At 56.4% G+C, this 22,694-nt stretch carries 22 protein-coding genes and 1 other annotated feature; of the genes, 7 read left to right on the top strand and 15 right to left on the bottom strand.

Going from position 1 to position 22,694, the window contains the following annotated elements; genetic code table 11:
- The first annotated feature begins 105 nt into the window (after window positions 1–105).
- Window positions 106–1,536 (top strand): sodium:alanine symporter family protein, encoded by a 1,431-nt coding sequence (locus tag IM295_RS09970; RefSeq protein WP_193066629.1) that lies wholly within the window; start codon window positions 106–108, stop codon window positions 1,534–1,536.
- A 66-nt stretch (window positions 1,537–1,602) separates the two neighbouring features.
- Complete coding sequence (gene yaaA, locus IM295_RS09965) at window positions 1,603–2,376, top strand: peroxide stress protein YaaA (protein ID WP_193066628.1); 774 nt, start codon at window positions 1,603–1,605, stop codon at window positions 2,374–2,376.
- Window positions 2,377–2,408: 32 nt separating this feature from the next.
- Here the strand turns inward: yaaA and IM295_RS09960 are convergent, their stop codons facing one another.
- The 7 genes from IM295_RS09960 to yjjY all read right to left on the bottom strand — a co-directional run bounded on the left by IM295_RS09960 (window position 2,409) and on the right by yjjY (window position 9,220).
- A complete protein-coding gene (locus IM295_RS09960) occupies window positions 2,409–2,702 on the bottom strand; it encodes a DUF2502 domain-containing protein (RefSeq protein ID WP_193066627.1) in 294 nt (97 codons plus the stop codon).
- A 247-nt stretch (window positions 2,703–2,949) separates the two neighbouring features.
- Entirely contained in the window at window positions 2,950–4,236 is a 1,287-nt protein-coding gene (gene thrC / locus IM295_RS09955; protein WP_045259424.1) for a threonine synthase, read from the bottom strand.
- 3 nt (window positions 4,237–4,239) lie between these two features.
- Window positions 4,240–5,169 (bottom strand): homoserine kinase, encoded by a 930-nt coding sequence (gene thrB, locus IM295_RS09950; RefSeq protein ID WP_041911275.1) that lies wholly within the window; start codon window positions 5,167–5,169, stop codon window positions 4,240–4,242.
- Window position 5,170: 1 nt separating this feature from the next.
- The gene (gene thrA / locus IM295_RS09945) at window positions 5,171–7,633 is read right to left on the bottom strand and encodes a bifunctional aspartate kinase/homoserine dehydrogenase I (RefSeq protein WP_193066626.1); all 2,463 of its coding nucleotides are present in this window, start codon (window positions 7,631–7,633) and stop codon (window positions 5,171–5,173) included.
- 24 nt (window positions 7,634–7,657) lie between these two features.
- Window positions 7,658–7,775, bottom strand: a sequence feature (Thr leader region).
- Window positions 7,714–7,782: a thr operon leader peptide gene (thrL, locus tag IM295_RS09940; protein ID WP_015572623.1), complete on the bottom strand. Its 69-nt coding sequence runs from the start codon at window positions 7,780–7,782 to the stop codon at window positions 7,714–7,716. Its footprint overlaps the feature before it by 62 nt.
- A 211-nt stretch (window positions 7,783–7,993) precedes the next feature.
- Window positions 7,994–8,680, bottom strand: a complete 687-nt coding sequence (locus IM295_RS09935; RefSeq protein WP_059355609.1) for a tRNA/rRNA methyltransferase — start codon at window positions 8,678–8,680, stop codon at window positions 7,994–7,996.
- A gap of 399 nt (window positions 8,681–9,079) precedes the next feature.
- The gene (gene yjjY, locus IM295_RS09930) at window positions 9,080–9,220 is read right to left on the bottom strand and encodes a protein YjjY (protein WP_085928893.1); all 141 of its coding nucleotides are present in this window, start codon (window positions 9,218–9,220) and stop codon (window positions 9,080–9,082) included.
- A 95-nt stretch (window positions 9,221–9,315) separates the two neighbouring features.
- Here yjjY and arcA point away from each other — a divergent pair, with 95 nt between their 5' ends.
- Entirely contained in the window at window positions 9,316–10,032 is a 717-nt protein-coding gene (gene arcA / locus IM295_RS09925) for a two-component system response regulator ArcA (protein WP_003856501.1), read from the top strand.
- A gap of 46 nt (window positions 10,033–10,078) precedes the next feature.
- On the opposite strand, the gene creD is transcribed toward arcA, so the two are convergent.
- From creD to creA, 4 genes are read right to left on the bottom strand one after another with little or no spacing between them, the layout of a single operon-like run.
- Window positions 10,079–11,431, bottom strand: a complete 1,353-nt coding sequence (creD, locus tag IM295_RS09920; RefSeq protein ID WP_041911278.1) for a cell envelope integrity protein CreD — start codon at window positions 11,429–11,431, stop codon at window positions 10,079–10,081.
- Window positions 11,432–11,487: 56 nt separating this feature from the next.
- A complete protein-coding gene (creC, locus tag IM295_RS09915; RefSeq protein ID WP_193066625.1) occupies window positions 11,488–12,912 on the bottom strand; it encodes a two-component system sensor histidine kinase CreC in 1,425 nt (474 codons plus the stop codon).
- Window positions 12,912–13,601 (bottom strand): two-component system response regulator CreB, encoded by a 690-nt coding sequence (creB, locus tag IM295_RS09910; protein WP_047363400.1) that lies wholly within the window; start codon window positions 13,599–13,601, stop codon window positions 12,912–12,914. The genes creC and creB overlap by 1 nt, the downstream gene beginning before the upstream one ends.
- Before the next feature lie 14 nt (window positions 13,602–13,615).
- Window positions 13,616–14,086: a protein CreA gene (gene creA / locus IM295_RS09905; protein WP_014882476.1), complete on the bottom strand. Its 471-nt coding sequence runs from the start codon at window positions 14,084–14,086 to the stop codon at window positions 13,616–13,618.
- Between the two features lie 211 nt (window positions 14,087–14,297).
- On the opposite strand from creA, the gene robA reads away from it, so the two are divergent.
- Complete coding sequence (gene robA, locus IM295_RS09900) at window positions 14,298–15,167, top strand: MDR efflux pump AcrAB transcriptional activator RobA (protein ID WP_063942906.1); 870 nt, start codon at window positions 14,298–14,300, stop codon at window positions 15,165–15,167.
- On the opposite strand, the gene gpmB is transcribed toward robA, so the two are convergent.
- Entirely contained in the window at window positions 15,164–15,811 is a 648-nt protein-coding gene (gene gpmB / locus IM295_RS09895) for a 2,3-diphosphoglycerate-dependent phosphoglycerate mutase GpmB (protein ID WP_008502057.1), read from the bottom strand. The genes robA and gpmB overlap by 4 nt on opposite strands.
- A 49-nt stretch (window positions 15,812–15,860) precedes the next feature.
- Here gpmB and yjjX point away from each other — a divergent pair, with 49 nt between their 5' ends.
- Complete coding sequence (gene yjjX / locus IM295_RS09890; RefSeq protein WP_041911281.1) at window positions 15,861–16,376, top strand: inosine/xanthosine triphosphatase; 516 nt, start codon at window positions 15,861–15,863, stop codon at window positions 16,374–16,376.
- Here yjjX and trpR read toward each other — a convergent pair.
- Together trpR and sltY are read right to left on the bottom strand one after the other, a co-directional pair.
- Window positions 16,367–16,696: a trp operon repressor gene (gene trpR, locus IM295_RS09885; RefSeq protein ID WP_024907404.1), complete on the bottom strand. Its 330-nt coding sequence runs from the start codon at window positions 16,694–16,696 to the stop codon at window positions 16,367–16,369. The genes yjjX and trpR overlap by 10 nt on opposite strands.
- A gap of 55 nt (window positions 16,697–16,751) precedes the next feature.
- Window positions 16,752–18,689, bottom strand: coding sequence for a murein transglycosylase (sltY, locus tag IM295_RS09880; RefSeq protein ID WP_048960647.1), 1,938 nt, complete (start codon window positions 18,687–18,689; stop codon window positions 16,752–16,754).
- Window positions 18,690–18,916: 227 nt separating this feature from the next.
- Here sltY and ettA point away from each other — a divergent pair, with 227 nt between their 5' ends.
- Window positions 18,917–20,584, top strand: coding sequence for an energy-dependent translational throttle protein EttA (gene ettA / locus IM295_RS09875; RefSeq protein ID WP_003856515.1), 1,668 nt, complete (start codon window positions 18,917–18,919; stop codon window positions 20,582–20,584).
- A 63-nt stretch (window positions 20,585–20,647) separates the two neighbouring features.
- Here ettA and IM295_RS09870 read toward each other — a convergent pair whose 3' ends face one another.
- Window positions 20,648–21,547 carry a LysR family transcriptional regulator gene (locus tag IM295_RS09870; RefSeq protein WP_047367295.1) on the bottom strand — a complete coding sequence of 300 codons (900 nt, stop codon included), beginning with the start codon at window positions 21,545–21,547 and terminating at the stop codon, window positions 20,648–20,650.
- 108 nt (window positions 21,548–21,655) lie between these two features.
- Here IM295_RS09870 and IM295_RS09865 point away from each other — a divergent pair, with 108 nt between their 5' ends.
- Entirely contained in the window at window positions 21,656–22,657 is a 1,002-nt protein-coding gene (locus tag IM295_RS09865; RefSeq protein WP_193066624.1) for a zinc-binding alcohol dehydrogenase family protein, read from the top strand.
- Window positions 22,658–22,694: the final 37 nt, after the last annotated feature.

Below are 22,694 nucleotides of genomic sequence, written 5' to 3'. Positions count from 1 at the left end.
GCAGAGTATGATAAACTCAAAATATTAACAGGCTGCTAAGCAACAGCATGCCCAATCAGTGGTAGCGCTTACATATTCACGTTGGCATCAACAAGAGGGACGTTAATGCCTGATTTCCTTTTCTTTATTAACGAAGTCCTCTGGGGTTCGATAATGATCTACCTGCTTCTGGGAGCAGGTATCTGGTTTACGCTACGCAGTGGGTTTATCCAGTTTCGCTATATTCGCAAGTTTGGCAGAAGTCTGAAAAACAGCGTCACGCCCCAGCCGGGCGGATTAACGTCGTTTCAGGCGCTGTGTACCAGCCTGGCTGCCCGCCTCGGTAGCGGAAACCTGGCGGGCGTTGCGCTGGCCATCAGCGCCGGTGGGCCAGGCGCGGTGTTCTGGATGTGGGTCACGGCGCTTCTCGGAATGGCTACCTCTTTTGCCGAAAGTTCGCTGGCGCAGCTCTACAAAGAGAAAGACAGAAACGGGCAGTTTCGCGGCGGTCCGGCCTGGTATATGGCGCGTGGCTTAGGAATGCGCTGGATGGGCGTTCTGTTCTCGCTTTTTTTACTGCTCGCGTACGGTCTTATTTTTAATACCGTGCAGTCAAACTCCGTCGCCCATGCCCTGCGCTACACCTTCTCCTGCCCGGAGTGGATCACCGGCATCGGTTTAGCCCTCTTTGTTTTGCTCACCATTTCTGCCGGCCTGAAAGGCGTTGCCCACCTGATGCAGTGGCTGGTTCCCATCATGGCGTTGCTTTGGGTTGCCGCGAGCCTGGTCGTCGCTGCGCTGCATGCCGACCAGGTTCCGGGCGTGATTGCGACCATCTTTAAAAGCGCCTTTGGCTGGCGTGAGGTGGCCTCAGGCGCGCTGGGTTACACCCTGAGCCAGGCGCTGATGGCAGGTTTTCAGCGAGGCATGTTCTCCAATGAAGCCGGGATGGGCTCCACTCCCAACGCCGCCGCGGCCGCCTCTTCCTGGCCGCCGCACCCGGCAGCGCAGGGTATCGTGCAGATGATAGGCGTGTTTATGGATACCGTTATTATCTGTTCCGCCAGCGCCATGATCCTCCTGCTGGCCGGTCCTGTCGCGCATGACTCGGATATCGACGGAATACAGCTTCTCCAGCAGGCGCTGGTGAACCTGACCGGCGGCTGGGGTTCGGGATTTGTCTCGCTCATTCTGATGCTGTTCGCCTTCAGTTCGATTGTGGTGAATTACCTGTATGCCGAAAATAACCTTATCTTCCTGAATTACGACTCTCGTCCGGCCATCCTTCTGCTTCGCCTGGGCGTAGTACTGATGGTGATCGCGGGCTCCCTTCTGAATATGCCTCTGGTCTGGCAGCTGGCGGATGTCATTATGGCGCTAATGGCAATCACTAACCTGACGGCGATCCTGCTGCTCTCGCCCGTTGTGAACCTTATTGCCAGGGATTATCTTCGCCAGCGCAAGCTGGGCGTTCCCCCGGTATTTGATGCCGCACGCTATCCCGAAATTCAGTCACAGCTTGCCCCCGGCACCTGGGATGATTTGCCCCGGCGATAACAGCTATCGATCAATTCAGGGCGATTTTTTGTTAAAGTCGCTCTAAATTTCCTGCAAGGACTGGATATGCTGATTCTGATTTCACCTGCAAAAACGCTCGACTACCAGAGCCCGCTCGCCACCGAGCGTTATACCCAGCCAGAACTGCTGGACTATTCGCAACAGCTGATCCGCGAAGCGCGCAAGCTCTCTGCGCCGCAAATCGCCTCGCTGATGAGCATCAGCGACAAGCTGGCAGACCTGAACGCGACCCGGTTCCACGAGTGGCACCCGGATTTCACCCCCGCCAACGCGCGCCAGGCGATCCTGGCGTTTAAGGGCGATGTTTACACCGGCCTGCAGGCGGAAGATTTTAGCGAAGCCGACTTTGATTTTGCCCAGCAGCATCTGCGCATGCTGTCGGGCCTGTATGGCGTACTGCGCCCGCTGGATCTGATGCAGCCATATCGTCTGGAGATGGGGATTCGCCTGGAAAACGCCAAAGGCAAAGACCTTTACCATTTCTGGGGCGACATCATCACCGACAAGCTGAACGCGGCGCTGCATGCTCAGGGTGATAACGTGGTGGTTAACCTGGCATCCGATGAGTACTACAAGTCGGTGAAGCCGAAAAAGCTGAACGCGGAGATCGTTAAGCCGGTCTTCCTTGATGAGAAGAACGGCAAATTCAAGGTCATCAGCTTCTATGCGAAAAAAGCGCGTGGCCTGATGAGCCGCTACATCATTCAGAACCGCCTGACGAAGCCGGAGCAGTTAACGGGATTCAACACCGACGGCTATTTCTTTGACGAGGCATCGTCAGAGAAAGGTGAGCTGGTATTTAAGCGCCACGAGCAGTAAAACTAAACCCCGCCATCTGGCGGGGTTTTGCGTTAATGGTGCTTCCAGTTCGGGCCCGGACGGTGGTCGTCGTGATGATGGTCGTGTCGGTCATCACGATCGCGATGCTCGTCATGCGGACGCCAGTGGTTATCGCGCCAGTCATAATGCGCCTTCCACCAGTCGTGGTCGCGCCAGCGGCCGCCATCCCAGTAATGCCCGCTATTGTCCCGATCGCCAATCTGCAGTTTTACCGCAGGTACGAGAGTAATTTCAGATGCCTGTACCGCCATGGGGGCGACCAGCACCAGAGAAAGCGCGATGAGTGCAGGTTTTAGTGTAGACACAGGTGACTCCTTATTCTTCTTGCCCAACGTGGGCCGATGTAAGGAGAGTACGCGAGGGGAACGGTGGATGTTATTCTCTGCAATCCTAAACGCTAAGTGACCGCATTTATTGGGAATTTCTGCTTTTTTCCTGCAATTTTTCTCCTTAATTTCTTCATAAAAAAGCCGGGTGGCGCTGTGCTTACCCGGCCTACGGTCATCTCGTCGTTGTAGGCCCGGTAAGGCGTAGCGCCACCGGGCAACAAAATTACGCGCGCGTCATCATCAGATTCCGCAGTGCCGCGAAATCCGCCGGCAGCTCATGAGACAGCAGCGGCAGGTCGGCGCGCTCGGCCAGCTCTTTTGGCAGCGGCAGCGTTTCGCCCAGAATATCTTCCACGCTCTCTTTGAACTTCGCCGGATGCGCGGTGCCCAGGAACAGGCCATATTCACCCGGGTTAAGCTGGTCGCGCAGCGCGCGGTAAGCAATTGCCGCGTGCGGCTCAGAGGTGTAGCCCACCGCTTTCAGCTCGCGCATGGTGGCTTTGGTGGTTTCGTCCGTCACCGCAGCGTAGCCCAGGTCACCCAGACGCCACACCTTGCGGCGGAACAGCTCTTCCACGCGCGGCCAGTTGTTCGGCTGCGACACGTCCATGGCATTGGAGAGCGTCGCCTGCGTAGCGTTAGGCGCCCATTTGCCGTCTTTCAGGAAGCGCGGCACGGTATCGTTGGCGTTGGTGGCAGCGATAAAGCGTTTCACCGGCAGACCGAGAGATTTCGCCAGTAGCCCCGCCGTCAGGTCGCCGAAGTTGCCGCTTGGTACGGAAACTACCAGCTGATTGCGCGCTTCCTGCGGCAGTTGAGCCACCGCTTCGAAGTAGTAGCAGATCTGCGCCAGCAGGCGGCTGATGTTGATGGAGTTCGCCGAGTTCAGCCCCAGCGCGGCCTTCAGCTCTTCATCATCGAACGCTTGCTTGACCAGCGCCTGGCAGGCATCGAAATCGCCGTCGATCGCCACGGTTTCAATGTTGCCGCCGAGGGTGCAGAACAGTTTTTCCTGCAACGGGCTGATCTTGCCTTTCGGATAGAGGATCACCACGCGGACGTTTTTCAGGCCGTAGAACGCGTGTGCCACCGCCGCACCTGTATCACCGGAGGTGGCGGTCAGGATGGTCACCGGCTTGTCGCCGCTGATGTGGGTCAGCATCTGCGCCATAAAGCGGCCGCCGAAGTCTTTAAACGCCAGGGTCGGGCCGTGGAACAGCTCCAGACAACCGACGTCAGGCTCAACCTGCTTAACCGGAGCCGGGAAAGCAAACGCCGCGCGCACGCGCTCTTCCAGCAGCTCCTGCGGGATTTCATCGCCAATAAACGCAGACAGAATTTTGGTGCTGCGGGTGACAAAGTCCAGCTTCAGCAGCTCATCGATTTCGGTCAGCTGAAATTCCGGCAGGTCGTGCGGGAAAAACAGCCCCTGATTTTTGCCCAGCCCCTGAGTCACCGCCTGCGCGAAGCTGACCTGCTCGTTATGATCTTTAAGGTTGTAGAGTTTCATTCGTTATCCCAGTACTCGTGCGCCAGCCGTGTCCAGACGGCAAATATGAACAAAGCCTTCCTGATTTTGCAGGTAGTGTTTAGAGAGCCAGTCCGCCACGCGCTGCGCGGTGTCTGGCTTATCGCACAGGGCGAACAGCGTCGGGCCGGAGCCGGAGATGCCGCACGCCTGCGCGCCGATATCCATTGAAGCCTGTCGCGCCTCGTTAAAGCCGGGCAGCAGCTTCGTACGGTACGGCTCGGCAATGACGTCTTTCATCAGCTTCGCCGCCAGCTGCGGCTGACGGGTGTAGCAGGCGTGGATAAAGCCCGCCAGATGACGCCCGTGGGCGATACAGTCCTGGCGACGATACTGCGCAGGCAGGATCGCACGCGCTTCCGCGGTTGACACCTTGATGCCCGGATACGCCAGCACCCACAGCCATTCATCAAACCCTGGCACCTGCTGGCTGATGATGCCATTTTCTTCAATCATCAGCTGCATGCCGCCGAGGAAGCACGGCGCCACGTTATCGTAATGAATACTGCCGGAGATGCGCCCTTCCAGCTCGCCCATCAGCGCCAGCAGACGGCTATTGTTCAGCGGCTTGCCGCAGTGCTCGTTCATCGCAACCAGGGCGGCGACTACCGAGCAGGCGCTGGAGCCCAGTCCCGAGCCAATCGGCATGCTTTTTTCCAGCGTCATGGCGACCGGCACGTTTTTGCCGATCTCCTGACAGAAGCGCTCCCAGCACTGATAAACGATATTCTCGCGTGGTTCAGGCGGCAGCTTACTGGCGAAACGGCCGACGTTATTCAGGCTGAAGCTTTCTGCCGCCTCAACCGTTACCGTATCGCCCAGCAGCGAACCGTCCACCGGCGTCACCGCCGCACCCAGCACGTCAAATCCGACGCTCATATTGGCGCTGGAAGCCGGGGCATATACTTTAACCATCTTAAACTCCTAACTTCCATGACAGGGTACGCAGCAGGTCGGCAAACACGCCCGCCGCCGTCACATCATTCCCTGCGCCATAGCCGCGAAGCACCAGCGGCAATGGCTGATAATAGTGGCTGTAAAACGCGAGGGCGTTTTCGCCGTTTTTGACTTTGTACAGCGGGTCATTACCATCCACTTCGGCAATCTTCACCCGGCATACGCCGTCCTCTTCAATGTTCCCAACATAGCGCAATACCTTACCTTCATCACGGGCTTTCGCAACGCGTGCGGCAAAGGCATCGTCAAGCTGAGGTAAATTCGCCATAAAGGTGCTGACATCGCCGCTGGTGTCAAACTCGGCTGGTAGCACCGGCTCAATCACGATATCCGAAAGCTCCAGCTCGCGGCCCGTTTCGCGCACCAGGATCAGCAGCTTGCGCGCCACGTCCATCCCGGAGAGATCGTCGCGCGGATCTGGCTCGGTGTAGCCCAGCTCGCGCGCGGCACGGGTGGCTTCCGACAGGCTCATCCCTTCATCCAGCTTGCCGAAGATAAACGACAGGGAGCCGGAGAGGATGCCGGAGAAACGCTGCAATTCGTCGCCCGCGTTCAGCAGGTTTTGCAGGTTCTCGATGACCGGCAGGCCGGCGCCTACATTGGTGTCGTACAGGAACTTGCGGCGCGACTTGCTCGCCGCCAGGCGCAACTGGTGATAGTAATCCATCGACGAGGTGTTGGCCTTTTTGTTCGGCGTCACCACGTGGAAGCCTTCGCGCAGGAAGTCGGCGTACTGGTCGGCCACCGCCTGGTTCGAGGTACAGTCAACGATAACCGGGTTAAGCAGGTGATACTCTTTCACCAGACGGATCAGGCGCCCCAGGTTGAACGGCTCTTTCGCCTCTTCCAGCTCCGCCTGCCAGTTCTCCAGGTTCAGACCGTGAACGTTAGTAAGCAGCGCTTTCGAGTTCGCAATTCCGCAGACGCGCAGATCGATGTGCTTTTTCTTAAGCCACTCCTGCTGGCGCTTCACCTGCTCCAGCAGCGCACCGCCGACGCCGCCCACGCCAATCAGGAACAGCTCGATAACCTGATCGGTGTTGAACAGCATCTGGTGAACCACGCGCACGCCGGTAGTGGCGTCATCGTTATCCACCACCACGGAGATTGAACGCTCGGACGAGCCCTGGGCAATCGCCACGATGTTGATATTGGCCCGCGCCAGCGCGGCAAAGAATTTGGCGGAGATACCGCGCAGCGTGCGCATACCGTCGCCAACCACGGAAATCACCGCCAGGCGCTCCTGAATGGAGAGCGGCTCCAGCAGTTCCTCTTTCAGCTCCAGATAGAACTCTTCTTCCAGCGCGCGGCGCGCGCGCAGACAGTCGACCTGAGGCACGCAGAAGCTGATGCTGTATTCGGAAGAGGACTGGGTGATCAGCACCACCGAGATACCGTTGCGTGACATGGCCGCAAAAACGCGCGCCGCCATGCCGACCATCCCCTTCATCCCCGGACCGGAGACGCTGAACATTGCCATATTATTCAGGTTGGAAATGCCTTTCACCGGCAGACCATCTTCATCGCTGCTGGCACCAATCAGCGTGCCTGGCGCCTGCGGGTTACCGGTGTTTTTAATCAGGCATGGGATCTGGAACTGGGCAATGGGGGAGATGGTACGCGGGTGAAGCACTTTGGCGCCGAAGTAGGAAAGCTCCATCGCTTCCTGGTAGGACATCGACTTCAGCAACCTGGCGTCCGGCACCTGGCGCGGATCGCAGGTATAGACGCCGTCGACGTCAGTCCAGATCTCACAGCAGTCAGCGCGTAAACAGGCGGCCAGCACGGCGGCAGAGTAGTCGGATCCGTTACGGCCCAGCACTACCAGTTCACCCTTCTCATTTCCTGCGGTAAAGCCCGCCATCAGGATCATATGGTCAGAGGGGATTTTGCTCGCGGCAATACGGCGGGTTGATTCGGCAATATCAACGGTAGATTCGAGGTAGTGGCCCGCTGCCAGCAATTTCTCAACCGGATTGATCACGGTAACGTTGTGGCCGCGCGCTTCCAGCACGCCCGCCATGATGGCGATGGAGAGTTTTTCGCCCCGGCAGATCAGCGCCGCGTTGACGCTGTCCGGGCACTGGCCCAGCAGGCTGATGCCGTGCAGCACATGTTTGATCTGAGCAAACTCCTGCTCAACGAAAGACTTCATCTGCGCGAGCGGGAAACCAGGCTGTTCCTCTGCCAGCCCCTGCAGCAGCTCGGCGAAGATACGCTCGGCATCGCTGATGTTCGGGAGTGCATCCTGGCCACCAATGGTCTTTTCAATCATCGCCACCAGATGGTTTGTGATTTTTGCCGGGGCAGAGAGCACGGTCGCAACCTGCCCCTGCCTGGCGTTGCTCTCCAGGATATCGGCAACACGCAGAAAACGTTCTGCATTTGCCACTGATGTACCGCCGAACTTCAACACTCGCATGGTTCTACCTCGTTTCCTTTAGCCGAAAAAAAAGCCCGCACTGTTCAGGTGCGGGCTTTTTTCTGTTTTTCCTGTACGCGTCAGCCCGCATCGTTACCTGTGGTAATGATGATGGTTGTGGTAATGGTGGTGATGCTGATGCGTTTCATGGATGTTGTGTACTCTGTCATTATTATCTGTCTGTGCTGTATTCTTTTAGGGTTAAAGGATCGGGCACCTTAAGTCAATGAATTTTTAATTTGATCACAATTCCACGGACGTTCACGTCACGCTGCATGACGTTTTATTTTCATCCGAATCCCCCAGCCGCAACCCTCCACGACAGACCATTTCTCCATAGTAAAAACTTATGACAGCATTTTACTCGGCCAATTTTTTTTCAATATCGTGTAGCAAACGGTGCAACATGGCGGTGTCCCGCTGCTCAAGACGTCCAAGGCGCTGCTGTAGCCAGTCGGCCATTTTTTGATCGTCCGCAACGCCAAGGCTCGATAAAAGACGCTCTACGCGAGCACGAAGCGCGGCCAGCTGATTTTCATTGGCGGCTTCCGTCTGGGATTGAGGGATTTGCATTAGGGAAGCTAATTGATAGCAATAGACCATTACCGCCTGGCCTAAATTCAGGGAAGGATAATCGGCTACCATCGGCGCACCGGTGAGAACGTCCGCCAGCTCAAGCTCTTCGTTGGTGAGCCCGGAATCTTCACGACCAAATACCAGCGCGGCTTTCTCAAGCCACTGGCTTTTCTCTTCCAGCATGGGCACCAGTTCAGCAGGCGTGGCGTAGTAGTGGAACTTCGCCCGGCTGCGTGCTGTGGTGGCAACGGTAAATGAAATGTCATGCAGCGCGTCGGCAAGCGTAGCGTAAGTCGTTATATTATCGAGAATATCCCCTGAACCGTGCGCCACCCAGCGGGCGGCAGGCTCCAGGTGCGCAGTGCTGTCCACAATACGTAAATCGGTAAAACCCATGGTCTTCATGGCACGCGCCGCAGCGCCTATATTTTCGGCTCTGGCTGGAGCGACCAGTACAATCGACAGATGCATTTATGCTCTCTTTTTAATCAGTTAGCGGAGAAAAGTGTGATGCACTTCAACATATTACGCAGCACGAATTTACAAATTTGCAACACAAATCACCGAAATAGCGTTTCATAACAAATTAAAGACGCTAAACTATTTTGTGTCTGAACAATCAGTTAGAATGTTAACAGAAGCCTATTATCCCTATGTTTTATAATGATAATGGCAACGTGAATACCCTGTTCTGATTGGATTCGCTTTGTTTATAAATCAATCTCCGCAACTAGTTGGTTTATTGAAAAATTGTGACAAAGGCTAGCATTCGGCTACGATGATTTCATCAAACTGTTAACGTGCTACAATTGAACTTGATATATGTCAACGAAGCGTAGTTTTATTGGGTGTCTGGTGTCACTTAGCCTGTTATGTTGCTGTTAAAATGGTTAGGATGACAGCCGTTTTTGACACTGTCGGGTCCAAAGGGAAAGTACCCAAGACCAAGCTAATGATGTTGTTGACGTTGATGGAAAGTGCATCAAGAACGCAATTACGTACTTTAGTCACGTTAAGCCGATCATGTTAATTTGCGACATGTATCAGGCAGGTCAGGGACTTTTGTACTTCCTGTTTCGATTTAGTTGGCAATTTAGGTAGCAAACATGCAGACCCCGCACATTCTTATCGTTGAAGACGAGTTGGTAACACGCAACACGTTAAAGAGCATTTTCGAAGCAGAAGGCTACGATGTCTTTGAAGCGACCGATGGCGCAGAGATGCATCAGATCCTTTCTGAAAATGATATCAACCTGGTGATCATGGATATCAACCTGCCGGGCAAAAACGGTCTTCTGCTGGCGCGCGAACTGCGTGAACAGGCGAACGTCGCGTTAATGTTCCTCACGGGCCGTGATAACGAAGTTGATAAAATTCTTGGCCTGGAGATCGGTGCGGATGACTACATCACCAAACCGTTCAACCCTCGCGAGTTAACCATTCGTGCACGCAACCTGCTGTCCCGCACCATGAACCTGGGCACGGTCAGCGAAGAGCGTCGTAGCGTCGACAGCTACAAATTCAACGGCTGGGAACTTGATATCAATAGCCGTTCGCTGATCAGCCCGAACGGTGAGCAGTATAAGCTGCCGCGCAGCGAATTCCGCGCGATGCTGCACTTCTGCGAGAATCCGGGCAAAATTCAGTCCCGTGCAGAACTGCTGAAGAAAATGACCGGTCGTGAGCTGAAGCCTCATGACCGTACCGTAGACGTGACCATCCGTCGTATTCGTAAGCATTTCGAATCGACGCCTGATACGCCGGAAATCATCGCCACCATCCACGGCGAAGGGTACCGTTTCTGCGGTGATCTGCAGGAGTAATCCCGCAGTTAACGCATGAAAAAACGGCGCATTTGCGCCGTTTTTTTTATTTCCAGATCCGCATTGTGTCGTTATCAGGCTCTGCGGGCGGCGCAGGTCGCTTCGGCTGTGAAAGCGAATACCAGTCGAAATGACGAGTCAGGTACATGACGGCGAACAGCGCCAGCGCGAGAACCGCAGACCCCAACAGCAGTGCACTATCCTCCGAGCGCAGCAGGAACCACATCACCACGTCCAGCCCCAGCAAGGCCAGCACAAACAGTCCGCTGCGCTTCCAGCTTTTCAGCACGGCCTGCAGGTACATTCCGTTCATCGCCGCACCAACCAAACTTGCAACTACCCAGGCTGGCGTAAACCCGACATGTTCTGATAGCGCCAGCAGCACCAGATAGAACAGCACCAGCGACAGCCCCACCAGCAGATACTGCATCGGATGCAGGCGCAGCCCAGTTAAGGTCTCGAAAACAAAGAAGGCCATAAACGTCAGCGCAATCAGCAAAATGGCGTACTTGATCGCCCGATCAGTCAGTTGATACTGATCGGCGGGCGTGGCTACCGTAACGCTGAAGGCGGGGATCGACTCCCATGACGGCGACTCACTTCCGTTGAACCAGCTCTCAAGATTGTTCGCAAACCAGCTGCTCTGCCAGTTCGCCTGAAAACCGGCGTCACCAATTTTATGCTTCACCGGCAGATAATTACCCATAAAGCCAGGATGCGGCCAGTTGCTGTTCAGCGCCATTTCACTGCTACGTCCTACAGGTACCACGGCAAAACTTCCTGTTCCCGTCAGATTCAGCGAAATATCCATAGCAAACGTTTTTAATTCCAGCGCTTTGTCAGTCAGCGGGATATGGATACCGGAAAGCGCGCCATACACGCCTGTACCCGGCTCCACACTTAGCGTCTCGCCGTTGATACTGGAGACTTTCACCGTGCCAATGCCTCGAGCATCGCCCACGCCAACAACGATAAACGGCTGCCCCAGGGTCATCGACTCCCCTTTCAGCTGCGTCATTTTTTCCGTGTTGAATCGGGCTTTTATGTTGAGGTCGGTATTCCAGATCTGTCCGTCATAGATGCCGATATTTCGCGACTCAACGCGCTGGTTACCCTCAACGCGCAGAGACTCCGGCAGGATAAAATGCATATAGCTTTTCTTGTACTCGACTTTTTTCTCATCCTCTAACTTGTAAAAAACCTCGGTTACCGGGATCGCAATCAGCGGGCCGACCAATTTTTGCGGCCCGCTGGTGCTCTGGCGAAGCGTATTTTCGACATCGTTGCGGTAGCTTTCACGCTCTGAAATGAGGTTACTCACCATAAACAGTGGGACTAACAACAGCAGGATGCACCCCAGCAGGGTGCTTACTTTCCAGAACAGGGGGGATTTCATCATTACGTCTCCTTTGTGATGTGGAGAGCGTAACCAGGCTGTGTGGGGCCAGTTTGAAGTTATGTGAAGGGACGGTGAAGTGTCAGCGTGGCTATCACGCCACCTTCATCACGATTACGCAATGTAATCTCTCCGTGGTGCAGACGCGCCACCTCCTGAACAAACGCCAGCCCGAGTCCGCTACTTTTCAACCCGTTCTCGCGCGGCAGGGAATAAAAGCGCTCAAAAATACGTTCCAGCGCATAATCCGGGATCCCGCTTCCGCTGTCGGTGACGCTCAGCCGTATCTGCCCCTGCTCTTCCCGGGCCGCCAGTTCAATGGCACCACCCTGTGGGGTAAAATTGATAGCATTGTCCAGTAAATTACCGAGCGCCTGTTCGAGCAGGTCGGGATCGCCTTCAACAAGAAGCGAAGCGGGCTGGAGGGTCAGTGCAATCTCTTTTGCCGCCAATAGCGCCGAACGCGCGTCGGCAAGCCGTGTAAACAGCAGGTCGACGCGGACGGCCTGGGGCGTAATCTCGACCCGATTTTCAAGCCGCGCCTGAGTCAGCAGTTTTTCAACCAGCGACTGCATACGCGCGTTTTGCACCAGAATATTATCGATAAACCGCGCGGCCACCTGCGGCGGCGGCTGCTCGGTGAGAATTTCTGCCGCGCCGCGTATGGCGGCTATTGGGCTTTTCAGCTCGTGGGTCAGCGCATGGACATAATGTTCAATGTAGTTTTTCCCTTCAAGGCGAATACGCATATTTTCCAGCGCCTGAGCCAGCTTGTGCAGTTCGCTACTGCCTGGATTAGGCAGCGGGAGAGGCGTATCAGTGGTCACCGAGTCGGCATAGCGTGATAACGTACTGATAGAACGATTGATCCACCAGGCGACGAGAAAACCGATCAGTAAAGCAATGCCAAGCAGCGCCCCGCCTGCCCACAGAATCCGCCTCTCGCTGCGGTGAATCACCGGCGCCATCGCGCTGTTAGGTTTCCCCACCGACAGCACGCCGATAATCTTGCCCTGCTCCACAACCGGTGCGGCAACATACATCACCGTGCTCTCCGGATCGTCGGGATGGCTCTGGGTACTGCGCGCGCCGTATTGGCCGCGAAGCGTCAGCCAGACATCGTTCCAGCGAGAGTAATCTTGCCCCACGGCCAGGCCGGCAGAATCAAACACGACGCGGCCCTGCGCATCGGTCATGTAGACGTGATACTCGTTGCGCACTTTATGAATGCCGCCGATATTGGCGCGGAAAGGCCGCTGATGGAGCTGTAAAAAGGCCTGCGCCAGTCTGCCCTGCTGCGCATTGCCCGAAAGAAGATCCTCACGCCCAACTTCGGCGAGCAAGGTCGCGGTATCGATCAACGTGCCCTCGGTTGCCCTGCGCACGCCGGGCTTCACTTCCTGAACAAAGATCGACAGCACAAACCATGCGGCGATGGCGACGATCAGGAAGTACCCCAGCAGCAAACGCATTCCGATACGCATTAATAAAGCCCCAGGCTATAGCCCATACCGCGATGGGTGCTGATGGGTGACAGTTCCTCATTCACTGCCCGCAGCTTGGCGCGCAGGGTCTTGATGTGAGTGTCCACGGTACGATCGTAACTGTCGCCGTCTTCACCCCACACCTTGTCCATTAACTGTTGCCGAGAGAAAACCCTTCCCGGAGCCTGTAGTAACGTTTTAAGCAGCAAAAACTCATAGCGCGTGAGCGGTAATGCTTCACCGCACCAGCTAATTCGCGCGGCAGCTTCGTTCAGCTCAAACTGTCCGATACGCACCGTCTCCGCTGGCGCGGCGGATTTTTGCATCCGCCGTAAAATGGTCCTTACCCGGGCGCACACCTCACGCGGGGAGAAAGGCTTGGCGACGTAGTCGTCTGCGCCCATTTCCAGGCCGAGGAGTTTATCCACTTCGTCACTGCGTGCCGTCAGAAACAGCACGGGCAGTGACGGATGCTGCGCCAGAAGCTGGCGGCAGAGCTCAAAGCCGCTGATGTCCGGCAGCCCGACGTCAAGAATGGCGAGCGCCGGAGCCTGCTGGCGCGCCGCCTCCAGCACCGGTAAACCGCGCTCAAACGCTTTTACTGCAAATCCTTCCTGCTGAAGCATGTAGATTAGCGTATCGGCGATACTGGTTTCGTCTTCAACCAGCCAGACTACAGGTCGTTGCATGGTTCATCCCTGAATTAATGCCACGGCATAATCGGCACCGCACTAATGGCGTTTTTCGGTGACCCTTCCACCACTTTATCGGAATACGCCAGGTAGGCCAGGGTGTTGCGTTTTGCATCATAGAAACGCACCACCTGCAGCTTTTTAAACACCAGCGAGGTCCGTTTCTGGAACACCACGTCGCCCTGCGCTTTGCCGTTTTTGATTTTATCGCTCAGCTCAACCGGTCCCACCTGCTGACAGGAGATCGCCGCATCGGAAGTGTCTTCCGCCAGCCCCAGGCCGCCTTTAATACCGCCCGTCTTCGCGCGGCTGACGTAGCAGGTGACGTTTTTCACGTCCGGATCGTCAAACGCCTCCACCACAATTTTGTGGTCCGGACCGAACATTTTGAACACGGTATCGACAGAACCAATCTGTTCCGCCTGCGCCGCACGGCCCGCTACCAGCAACAGGGCAGTAAGAAGCAAAGTCTTGTATTTCATATTGTTACCATTCTTTAAAATTGCATTGAGCGATTATTCAACACGTTAGTCAAAAATGTAGCAAGATCACAGGATTAGAATATATTCACCCAAAATGAGAGAGAAAAGGCATTAATGCGCAAAAAAAACACTGAATGCTAAAACATCAAAAAATGCTATTATCCGCTAACCTGTTATCAGGCACCTGCTGTTTTAAGGATGAGGATAGTATATGGATCAGGCTGGAATTATTCGCGACCTGCTCACCTGGCTGGAAGGTCATCTCGACCAGCCTTTGTCACTGGATAATGTGGCGGCTAAAGCGGGCTATTCCAAGTGGCATCTGCAAAGGATGTTCAAGGATGTCACCGGTCATGCTATCGGTGCCTATATTCGCGCACGTCGTTTATCGAAATCTGCGGTGGCTTTGCGCCTGACCGCGCGGCCAATTCTGGATATTGCCCTGCAGTACCGTTTTGATTCGCAGCAGACCTTCACCCGCGCCTTTAAAAAACAGTTCTCGTTGACGCCAGCGCTCTATCGCCGCTCGCCTGACTGGAGCTCGTTTGGCATGCGTCCGCCGCTGCGTCTGGGCGAGTTCGCGATGCCGAAATACGAAATAGTAACTCTGCCGGAAACCCATCTGATCGGTACAACCCAGAGCTACTCGTGCTCTCTGGAGCAGATTTCTGAGTTCCGCCATCAGATGCGCGTCCAGTTCTGGCGCGATTTCCTGAGCCATGCGCCGGCCATTCCGCCGATCCTGTATGGCCTCAACGAAACGCACCCAAGCCAGGAAAAAGACGACGAGCAGGAGGTGTTTTACACCACCGCGCTGACGCCGGAGCTGGCGAATGGCTACATTCAGGGTTCGAAGCCGGTCCTGCTGGAGGGTGGCGAGTACGTGATGTTCTCGTATGAAGGACTGGGTACGGGCGTCCAGGAGTTTATCCTGACCGTTTACGGGACGTGCATGCCAATGCTGAATCTGAATCGCCGTAAAGGTCAGGATATCGAGCGCTACTACCCGGCGCAGGATGCCAAACCGGAAGAAGGCCCAATCAATCTGCGTATGGAATTCTTGATTCCTGTCCGTCGTTAACGCTGCAGTTCATCAAGCGCAGGGGCATCGAGATGCGAAATGTCCCCTGCCATCTCCACGACCCAGCCCGACGCCAGCCACGCGCTTTCCTGATAATCAATCCGGGAAATGGAGCAGTTACGCAGGCGTAACCGACGCTCAGCGTAAGCCGGTAACCCCAGAATGGTGCTCACCAGGCAGCCGAGCGCGATACCGTGACTCACCAGCAGCGGACGGCTGCCTGCCGGAAGCTTGAGGCATTCCGCCAGCGCGGCATGCATACGCACGCTCAGCTCCTGCATGGATTCCCCTTCAGGAATACGACCATCTTCGGTACCGTTCACCAGCGTGCGGCGCCAGCCCTCTTCCGTTTCCGTCAGCGTATCAATATGGCGCTTTTCCAGCACGCCCATATCCAGCTCGCGCAGGCGCGGCTCAAGCATCACATCGCAGCCGCAGGCGTCGGCAATGATGCGCGCCGTCTGCTGTGTGCGACCTAAATCGCTGGTAATAACGTGGGTAATGCCCAGCGTTCTGGCGCGTTCCGCCACCTGCCACGCTTGCTGCACACCCTTCTCGGTGAGAGGACTGTCTGACTGGCCTTGAATACGTCGCTCGGCGTTCCACTGCGTTTCACCGTGGCGAACAAGGTATACCTGTAACATGCTTTTTTTCCGTTATACTGCGATGAGTTTTTTTGAATCGAGCTTAATTATGCACCATGTTGTCTCTGCTACCACCAATCCTGCCAAAATTCAGGCAATTCTAAAGGCTTTTGAAGAGATTTTCGGCGAAGGATCCTGCCATATTGAGGCCATCGGCGTCGAGAGTGGTGTACCTGAACAGCCGTTTGGCAGCGAGGAAACGCGCGCTGGCGCACGAAATCGCGTGGCAAATGCAAAAGCCGCGGCCCCGAAGGCTGACTTCTGGGTCGCCATTGAAGCAGGCATCGACGAAGGCGCAACCTTTAGCTGGGTGGTGATTGAAAGCCGTGAGCAGCGCGGCGAAGCGCGCTCAGCCACCCTGCCGCTGCCGGAGATCATTCTGGAAAAAGTGCGTGCAGGTGAAGCGCTCGGGCCGGTGATGTCACAGTACACCGGCATTGATGAGATTGGGCGTAAAGAAGGGGCGATTGGCGTCTTTACGGCGGGTAAGCTCACGCGTTCAGGGGTTTACCATCAGGCGGTGATCCTGGCGCTGAGCCCGTTTCATAACGCCATTTATCGTTGATCGCTCAATAAGACCGACTCGAGCCACTGGCGCAGCTCAACCGGCGCAGACTTCAGGCTGTTCGATCCACGGGTGATCGTCGCGATGCCCGCGCCCAGCTCGTTTTTCAGCTCGCGCTGGCTCATCTCACCGCGCAATAGCTCTTCAATAATCCGAACGCGCGTGCCCAGCGCCTCACGCTCGTCCGGCGTAAGCATCAGCTGCATGAGGGGTAGGTGCAAATCCTGCTCGTAAGACTGGCGAAGCAGCTCCACAAAACGAAGCCACTCCTGGTGACGCTGTTCGGCCATTGCCGAGGAATACGGGGAATGCTGGGTCATGTTATGCTGCCTCTTGTACTCTTTAGCGAGTACAGCATAACACAACCCATGCCGATCAGTAACGTCTCTGCCACTCGGCATCGCTCATCAGGGTATCTTTCTGCCCCATGAAGTAGCGATAGTAGGCGTCATAGGCCAGCACGTTCTTCACGTAGCCGCGCGTTTCCGAGAACGGAATGCTCTCCACGAACGCCACTGCGTCAATGCGTCCTGCACTGTTGCCAAGCCAGGTGCGCACGCGGCCCGGACCGGCGTTATACGCCGCCGACGCGAAGATGCGGTTATTGCCAAACTGCTGATAGACATACTGCAAATAGCTGGTGCCGATGTTAATGTTGGTATCCGGATCGAGAAGCTGTGACGGGCTGCTGTAACCTGGAATGTTGAACATTTTCACCGTATGCGTCGCCGTCCCCGGCATAATTTGCATCAGCCCGCTGGCACCCACCGGTGAACGAACTTTCGGGTTCCAGGCGCTCTCCTGACGGGCAATCGCCATGGCGTAGCTTTGCGGGATATCTTTGCCGCTGGTATAGCGGTCAAACAAATCTTTATACGCCAGCGGGAAACGCTCTTCGAGATGGTCCCACAGCTTGCCTGAAATCGTCGCCTGCACGCTCAGATCCCACCAGCGATTATCAAACGCATAGCGGGCAAGCTGCGCTTTTTCATCCGTGGTGCGGCTGGTCACCAGGTTGGCCCACTCGCTGCGCGCGGTGTTATCCATGTTCCAGTACATCAGCTCGCGCACGCGCGCCATCTCTGGCCCCTGCGTCAGAGCGGGGTTCGCGTTAGCGGGCGCTTTGTCGATCTTAAGCGTGTACTCCTCGCCCAGCCGTTGCGCCGCCGCCATCGGGTAGAACCCGCGCTGCTGCATCAGCGAGTGAAGAATCTCTTTGGCTTCGTCTTCACGACCGCGCTCCATCAGCAGATCGGCCTGCCAGTAGCGCCATTCGTCCTTCTCTTTGGCTTCCATCGGCAAACGCGCGAGCCAGGTGTTGAGGCCACGTCGGTCGCCGGTGCCCAGCGCCATGCGCACGCGGCGCTCGACAAGCGAGGTCGAGTTTGAGCGCATGATCGCATCGTCACGCCAGCGCGCCTGTTCGTCGGTCACGTCCGTGCCCATCAGTCGCCAGGCCACGATGTCGCGCAGCTCCTGGGTTTGATCTTCATTCAGCTGCTGCGCCTGCACCAGCTGCGGGATCATCAGCCGCGCGTTTTCGACATCGTCACGCGCCACGCTGGCAAAAGCCACCGCCGCCATCTGGCGGGTAAAATCGGTCGAGCCCGTGCTGCGGGCAAAGGTCAGGACGCTGTTCGGATCGTTTGCCAGCGCGATAACCGCCGAGGAGATCGTCTGGTAATCGGACGGCATCTGCCCTGCCAGCGCGGTCACCAGACGCGTGTTGCCGGCTTTCATCGCCAGGCGGATGCGCTCAAGGTAGGCCAGCGGATCCTGCTTGCCGGAAGCGCGCCATGCGCCGAACAGGGAATCACAGGCGTTCGGCTGGCTTTTGCCGGTTAGCCACAGATCTTTTGCCCCGGCCCAGGCCTCTTCCTGCTGCCCGGTCGCCCATTTCGCATAGTAGTAATTACACTGCGCTTCGGTGGTATTCGGCTTGTCAGGGCTAAACGCCAGCAGGCCCCGCCAGTCTTCACGCCGCGCCAGCTCATTCACAAAACGAGACTGGAGATTTCGGGCAGGCGGCAGGGTCGGGTTCGCCTGAATGAAATTATTCACGGTGACGGTCGGCTGGTTCATCAGATCGTCGGTAATCTGGCGATACTCCAGATACGGATACAGCGGATAATCCTTGAGCGTCGGCATCAGCGCCTGCACGGTATCCATCTGCTTGTTGTCCCACGCCTGTTTAATCTGGGCGTAGCGGTTACGTTGTTCATCCAGTGAATCGGCATGCACCGCCTGGCTTACCGCCATTACGCATACGCTGGCAGCCAGCAGACGCCAGACCACCCGTTTGGCTTTTTCCACAAGCTCTTCCTCATTGTTTTTTCGTCAATTGCAGCGTCTTGCCACGTCAAAGTCACAACAACTTATGCTAACCAGGCATCCAGCAACGCGCCACGTCATGGACACTTTTTTACCTTTCTTGCGCGTTTTAACACTCCCGACGTTCCTGGCTGGGATTAGGGCGTGAAAAAGGCTACACTTCGAGGCTGAAATTCCTTCTCATTTACGATAAAAGAGGCGAAGTCCACGTGGCTCAATTCGTTTATACCATGCATCGTGTCGGCAAAGTTGTCCCGCCGAAACGTCATATTCTTAAAAATATCTCGCTGAGCTTCTTCCCGGGTGCAAAAATTGGTGTGCTGGGTCTCAACGGTGCCGGTAAGTCCACCCTGCTGCGCATCATGGCCGGCATCGATACAGACATCGAAGGTGAAGCCCGTCCGCAGCCAGGCATCAAGATCGGCTACCTGCCGCAGGAACCTCAGCTGAACCCGGAACACACCGTACGTGAATCCGTTGAAGAAGCGGTATCCGAAGTGGTTAACGCGCTGAAAGGTCTGGATGAAGTGTATGCCAAATACGCCGAGCCGGATGCGGACTTCGACAAACTGGCCGCTCAGCAGGGCAAATATGAAGAGATCATCCAGGCGCACGACGGTCACAACCTGAACGTGCAGCTGGAGCGCGCGGCCGATGCCCTGCGTCTGCCGGACTGGGATGCGAAAATCGCGAATCTCTCCGGTGGTGAACGCCGCCGCGTGGCGCTGTGCCGCCTGCTGCTGGAAAAACCAGACATGCTGCTGCTCGACGAACCGACCAACCACCTGGATGCGGAATCCGTGGCGTGGCTGGAGCGCTTCCTGCACGACTTCGAAGGCACCGTGGTGGCAATTACCCACGACCGTTACTTCCTCGACAACGTCGCCGGCTGGATCCTGGAGCTGGACCGCGGTGAAGGTATTCCGTGGGAAGGCAACTACTCTTCCTGGCTGGAGCAGAAAGATCAGCGTCTGGCGCAGGAAGCGTCTCAGGAAGCGGCCCGTCGCAAGTCTATCGAGAAAGAGCTGGAGTGGGTTCGTCAGGGCGCGAAAGGCCGTCAGTCTAAGGGCAAAGCCCGTCTGGCACGCTTTGAAGAACTGAACAACACCGAATACCAGAAACGTAACGAAACCAACGAACTGTTTATTCCACCTGGAGCACGTCTGGGGGATAAAGTGGTTGAAGTGACCAACCTGCGTAAGTCCTACGGTGACCGCGTGCTGATCGACGATCTGACCTTCTCCGTACCGAAAGGCGCTATCGTTGGCATCATCGGTCCGAACGGCGCGGGTAAATCGACCCTGTTCCGCATGATGTCCGGTCAGGAACAGCCAGACAGCGGCTCAATCACCCTGGGTGAAACCGTGAAGCTGGCCTCCGTAGACCAGTTCCGTGACGCGATGGATAACAGCAAAACCGTGTGGGAAGAAGTCTCCGGCGGTCTGGATATCATGCGTATCGGCAACACCGAGATGCCAAGCCGCGCCTACGTTGGCCGCTTTAACTTCAAGGGCACCGACCAGGGCAAACGCGTGGGCGAGCTGTCCGGCGGCGAGCGTGGTCGTCTGCACCTGGCGAAGCTGCTGCAGGTGGGCGGTAACGTTCTGTTGCTCGATGAACCGACCAACGACCTGGATATCGAAACCCTGCGCGCACTGGAAAACGCCCTGCTGGAATTCCCGGGCTGCGCCATGGTTATCTCGCACGACCGCTGGTTCCTGGACCGTATCGCGACCCACATCCTGGACTACCAGGACGAAGGTAAAGTGGAGTTCTTCGAAGGTAACTTCACCGAATACGAAGAGTACAAAAAACGCACGCTGGGCGCAGACGCGCTGGAGCCGAAGCGTATTAAGTACAAGCGTATTGCGAAATAAAAGCAAAACGGCAACCTCGGTTGCCGTTTTTTATTCAGGGTGAGGGCATCAGGCCGCACAACATCACCCACCCACGTAATACCGCTTCACCTCATCAAACTGCATCGCAAACTCGATATAGCTCATCAGCGCGGGCGAATTCAGCTTCCGGCTCGGATAGGCCAGCCAGAGATCGTTACCTTCAACGCGCCATTCCGGCAGCACCTGAACCAACGCCCCCTTTTCGATCTTATCTTCCAGCAGAAATGCGGGCAACAGCGTGATCCCCGCCCCGGCAATCGCGCATTCGCGGGCGTACACCAGATTATCGGTCATGTGACCGTTGTCCGGCAGGTAGCGGTAATCCTCACCCTCGCTTCGCAGCAGCCATTCCGACCACGCCCGGTGCGTAATACAGCGGTGCTCCACCAGCTGTCGGGGATGGATTAACGGCTCCCGGCGTGCCAGATAATCCGGCGAGGCCAGCATGTAGCGCGGGCAGTGCCCGATCATTCTGCCTATCAGGGAGGAGTCCTGCGGCTTGCCGGTGCGCAGCGCCACGTCAAAACCGGACTCGACCAGGTCCACCACGTCGTCAGAGATCGATACATCGAGCGACACGTCAGGATAGCGAAGCTGAAACTCGGCATTCATATGCGCCAGCAGGGTCGCGCCAATCCCCGCCGGGCAGGTAATACGCAGCCGGCCGCTGGGGTTTTCACGCAGGCGCTGAATGGCGTACTCCGCCCGCTCGCTGGCAGCCAGCATCTCGCGACAATGCACCAGATAGTGCTCGCCCGCGAACGTCAGGCTGATCCTACGCGTGGTGCGATTCAGCAGACGGATCCCCACCTGCTGCTCCAGCTGGCTGATCCGCTGGCTGACGCTGGATTTCGGCAGCTCAGCTTTCTGCGCCGCCGCGGTGAAACTACCCATCTCCGCCACCAGCGCAAACAGCGCCATATCCTGCAGCTGTTTAAACATGATTGTTCACCCTGTACGAACGCTGAGTTCATGATTGTCCATCTTATCATGCGGCTGGCCACTTAATAGACTAGCCTCAACAAAACGCATTCCATTGAGGAGCACACCATGTCAGTGAAAGCCATTGCCGTTAACCCAGAAAATCCGTCCACCTTCATTGAAATCACCCCGCCGATGCCGACGCCTGGCGAACACGATCTGCTGGTAGAGGTGAAAGCCGTATCTATTAACCCGGTTGATACCAAAGTGCATGCAGGCATCGCCAAAAATGGGCTGAACGAGCCGCGAATTCTGGGGTGGGATGCCAGCGGGGTCGTCAAAGCCGCTGGAGCTGGCGTCACCGGCTTCAAACCAGGTGATGAGGTGTGGTACGCGGGCGACATCACCCGCCCGGGCAGCAATGCCACTCATCAGCTGATAGATGCGCGCATTGTCGGCCACAAGCCTGCCAGCCTCGGCTGGGCGGCAGCCGCTGCGCTACCCTTAACTGCGCTCACCGCGTGGGAAGGTCTGTTTGAACGGCTGAATATTCAGGACGCCGAAGCGGACAAAACCCTGCTGATCATCGGCGGCGCGGGCGGCGTGGGATCGCTGGCGATCCCGTTTGCGAAGCACAACAGCAAGGTGAAGATTATCGCAACCGCTTCACGAGAAGATTCCGCCCAATGGTGCCGCGATCGCGGTGCTGACGTAGTGGTCAACTACCGCGATCTAAAAGGCGAGCTGGCGAAGCAGGGGCTTACCTTCGTGGATTATATTTTCATCCTCAACGACACCGACGGGCATTGGGATGCGGTCAGTGAGCTGATTGCGCCGCAGGGGCATATTTGTTCCATCGTTGAGAATGAACATCCGCTGAACCAGGACAAGCTGAAGTCCAAATCCGCCGCCCTGCACTGGGAGTTTATGTACACCCGCAGCATGTACCAGACCGCTGATATGGCGCGTCAGGGTGAGATCTTAAATGAGGTGGCGAAGCTGGTGGATAACGGCGTGGTGGAAAGCTCGCTCAGCGAAACGCTGCATGGGCTGAGCGTGGAAAGCATTACCGAAGCGCACCGTAAGGTGCTGGAGGGGCATATGCGCGGGAAGGTGGTGGTTGAGTTCTGAGGTATTCCCCCCCTCACCCCAAAAGGGCGAGGGGGAA

The organism is Enterobacter cloacae complex sp. P14RS (genome assembly GCF_014895895.1).
Taxonomy (GTDB): Bacteria; Pseudomonadota; Gammaproteobacteria; order Enterobacterales; family Enterobacteriaceae; genus Enterobacter; species Enterobacter bugandensis.
This window is presented reverse-complemented; position numbering and strand designations above follow the sequence as displayed.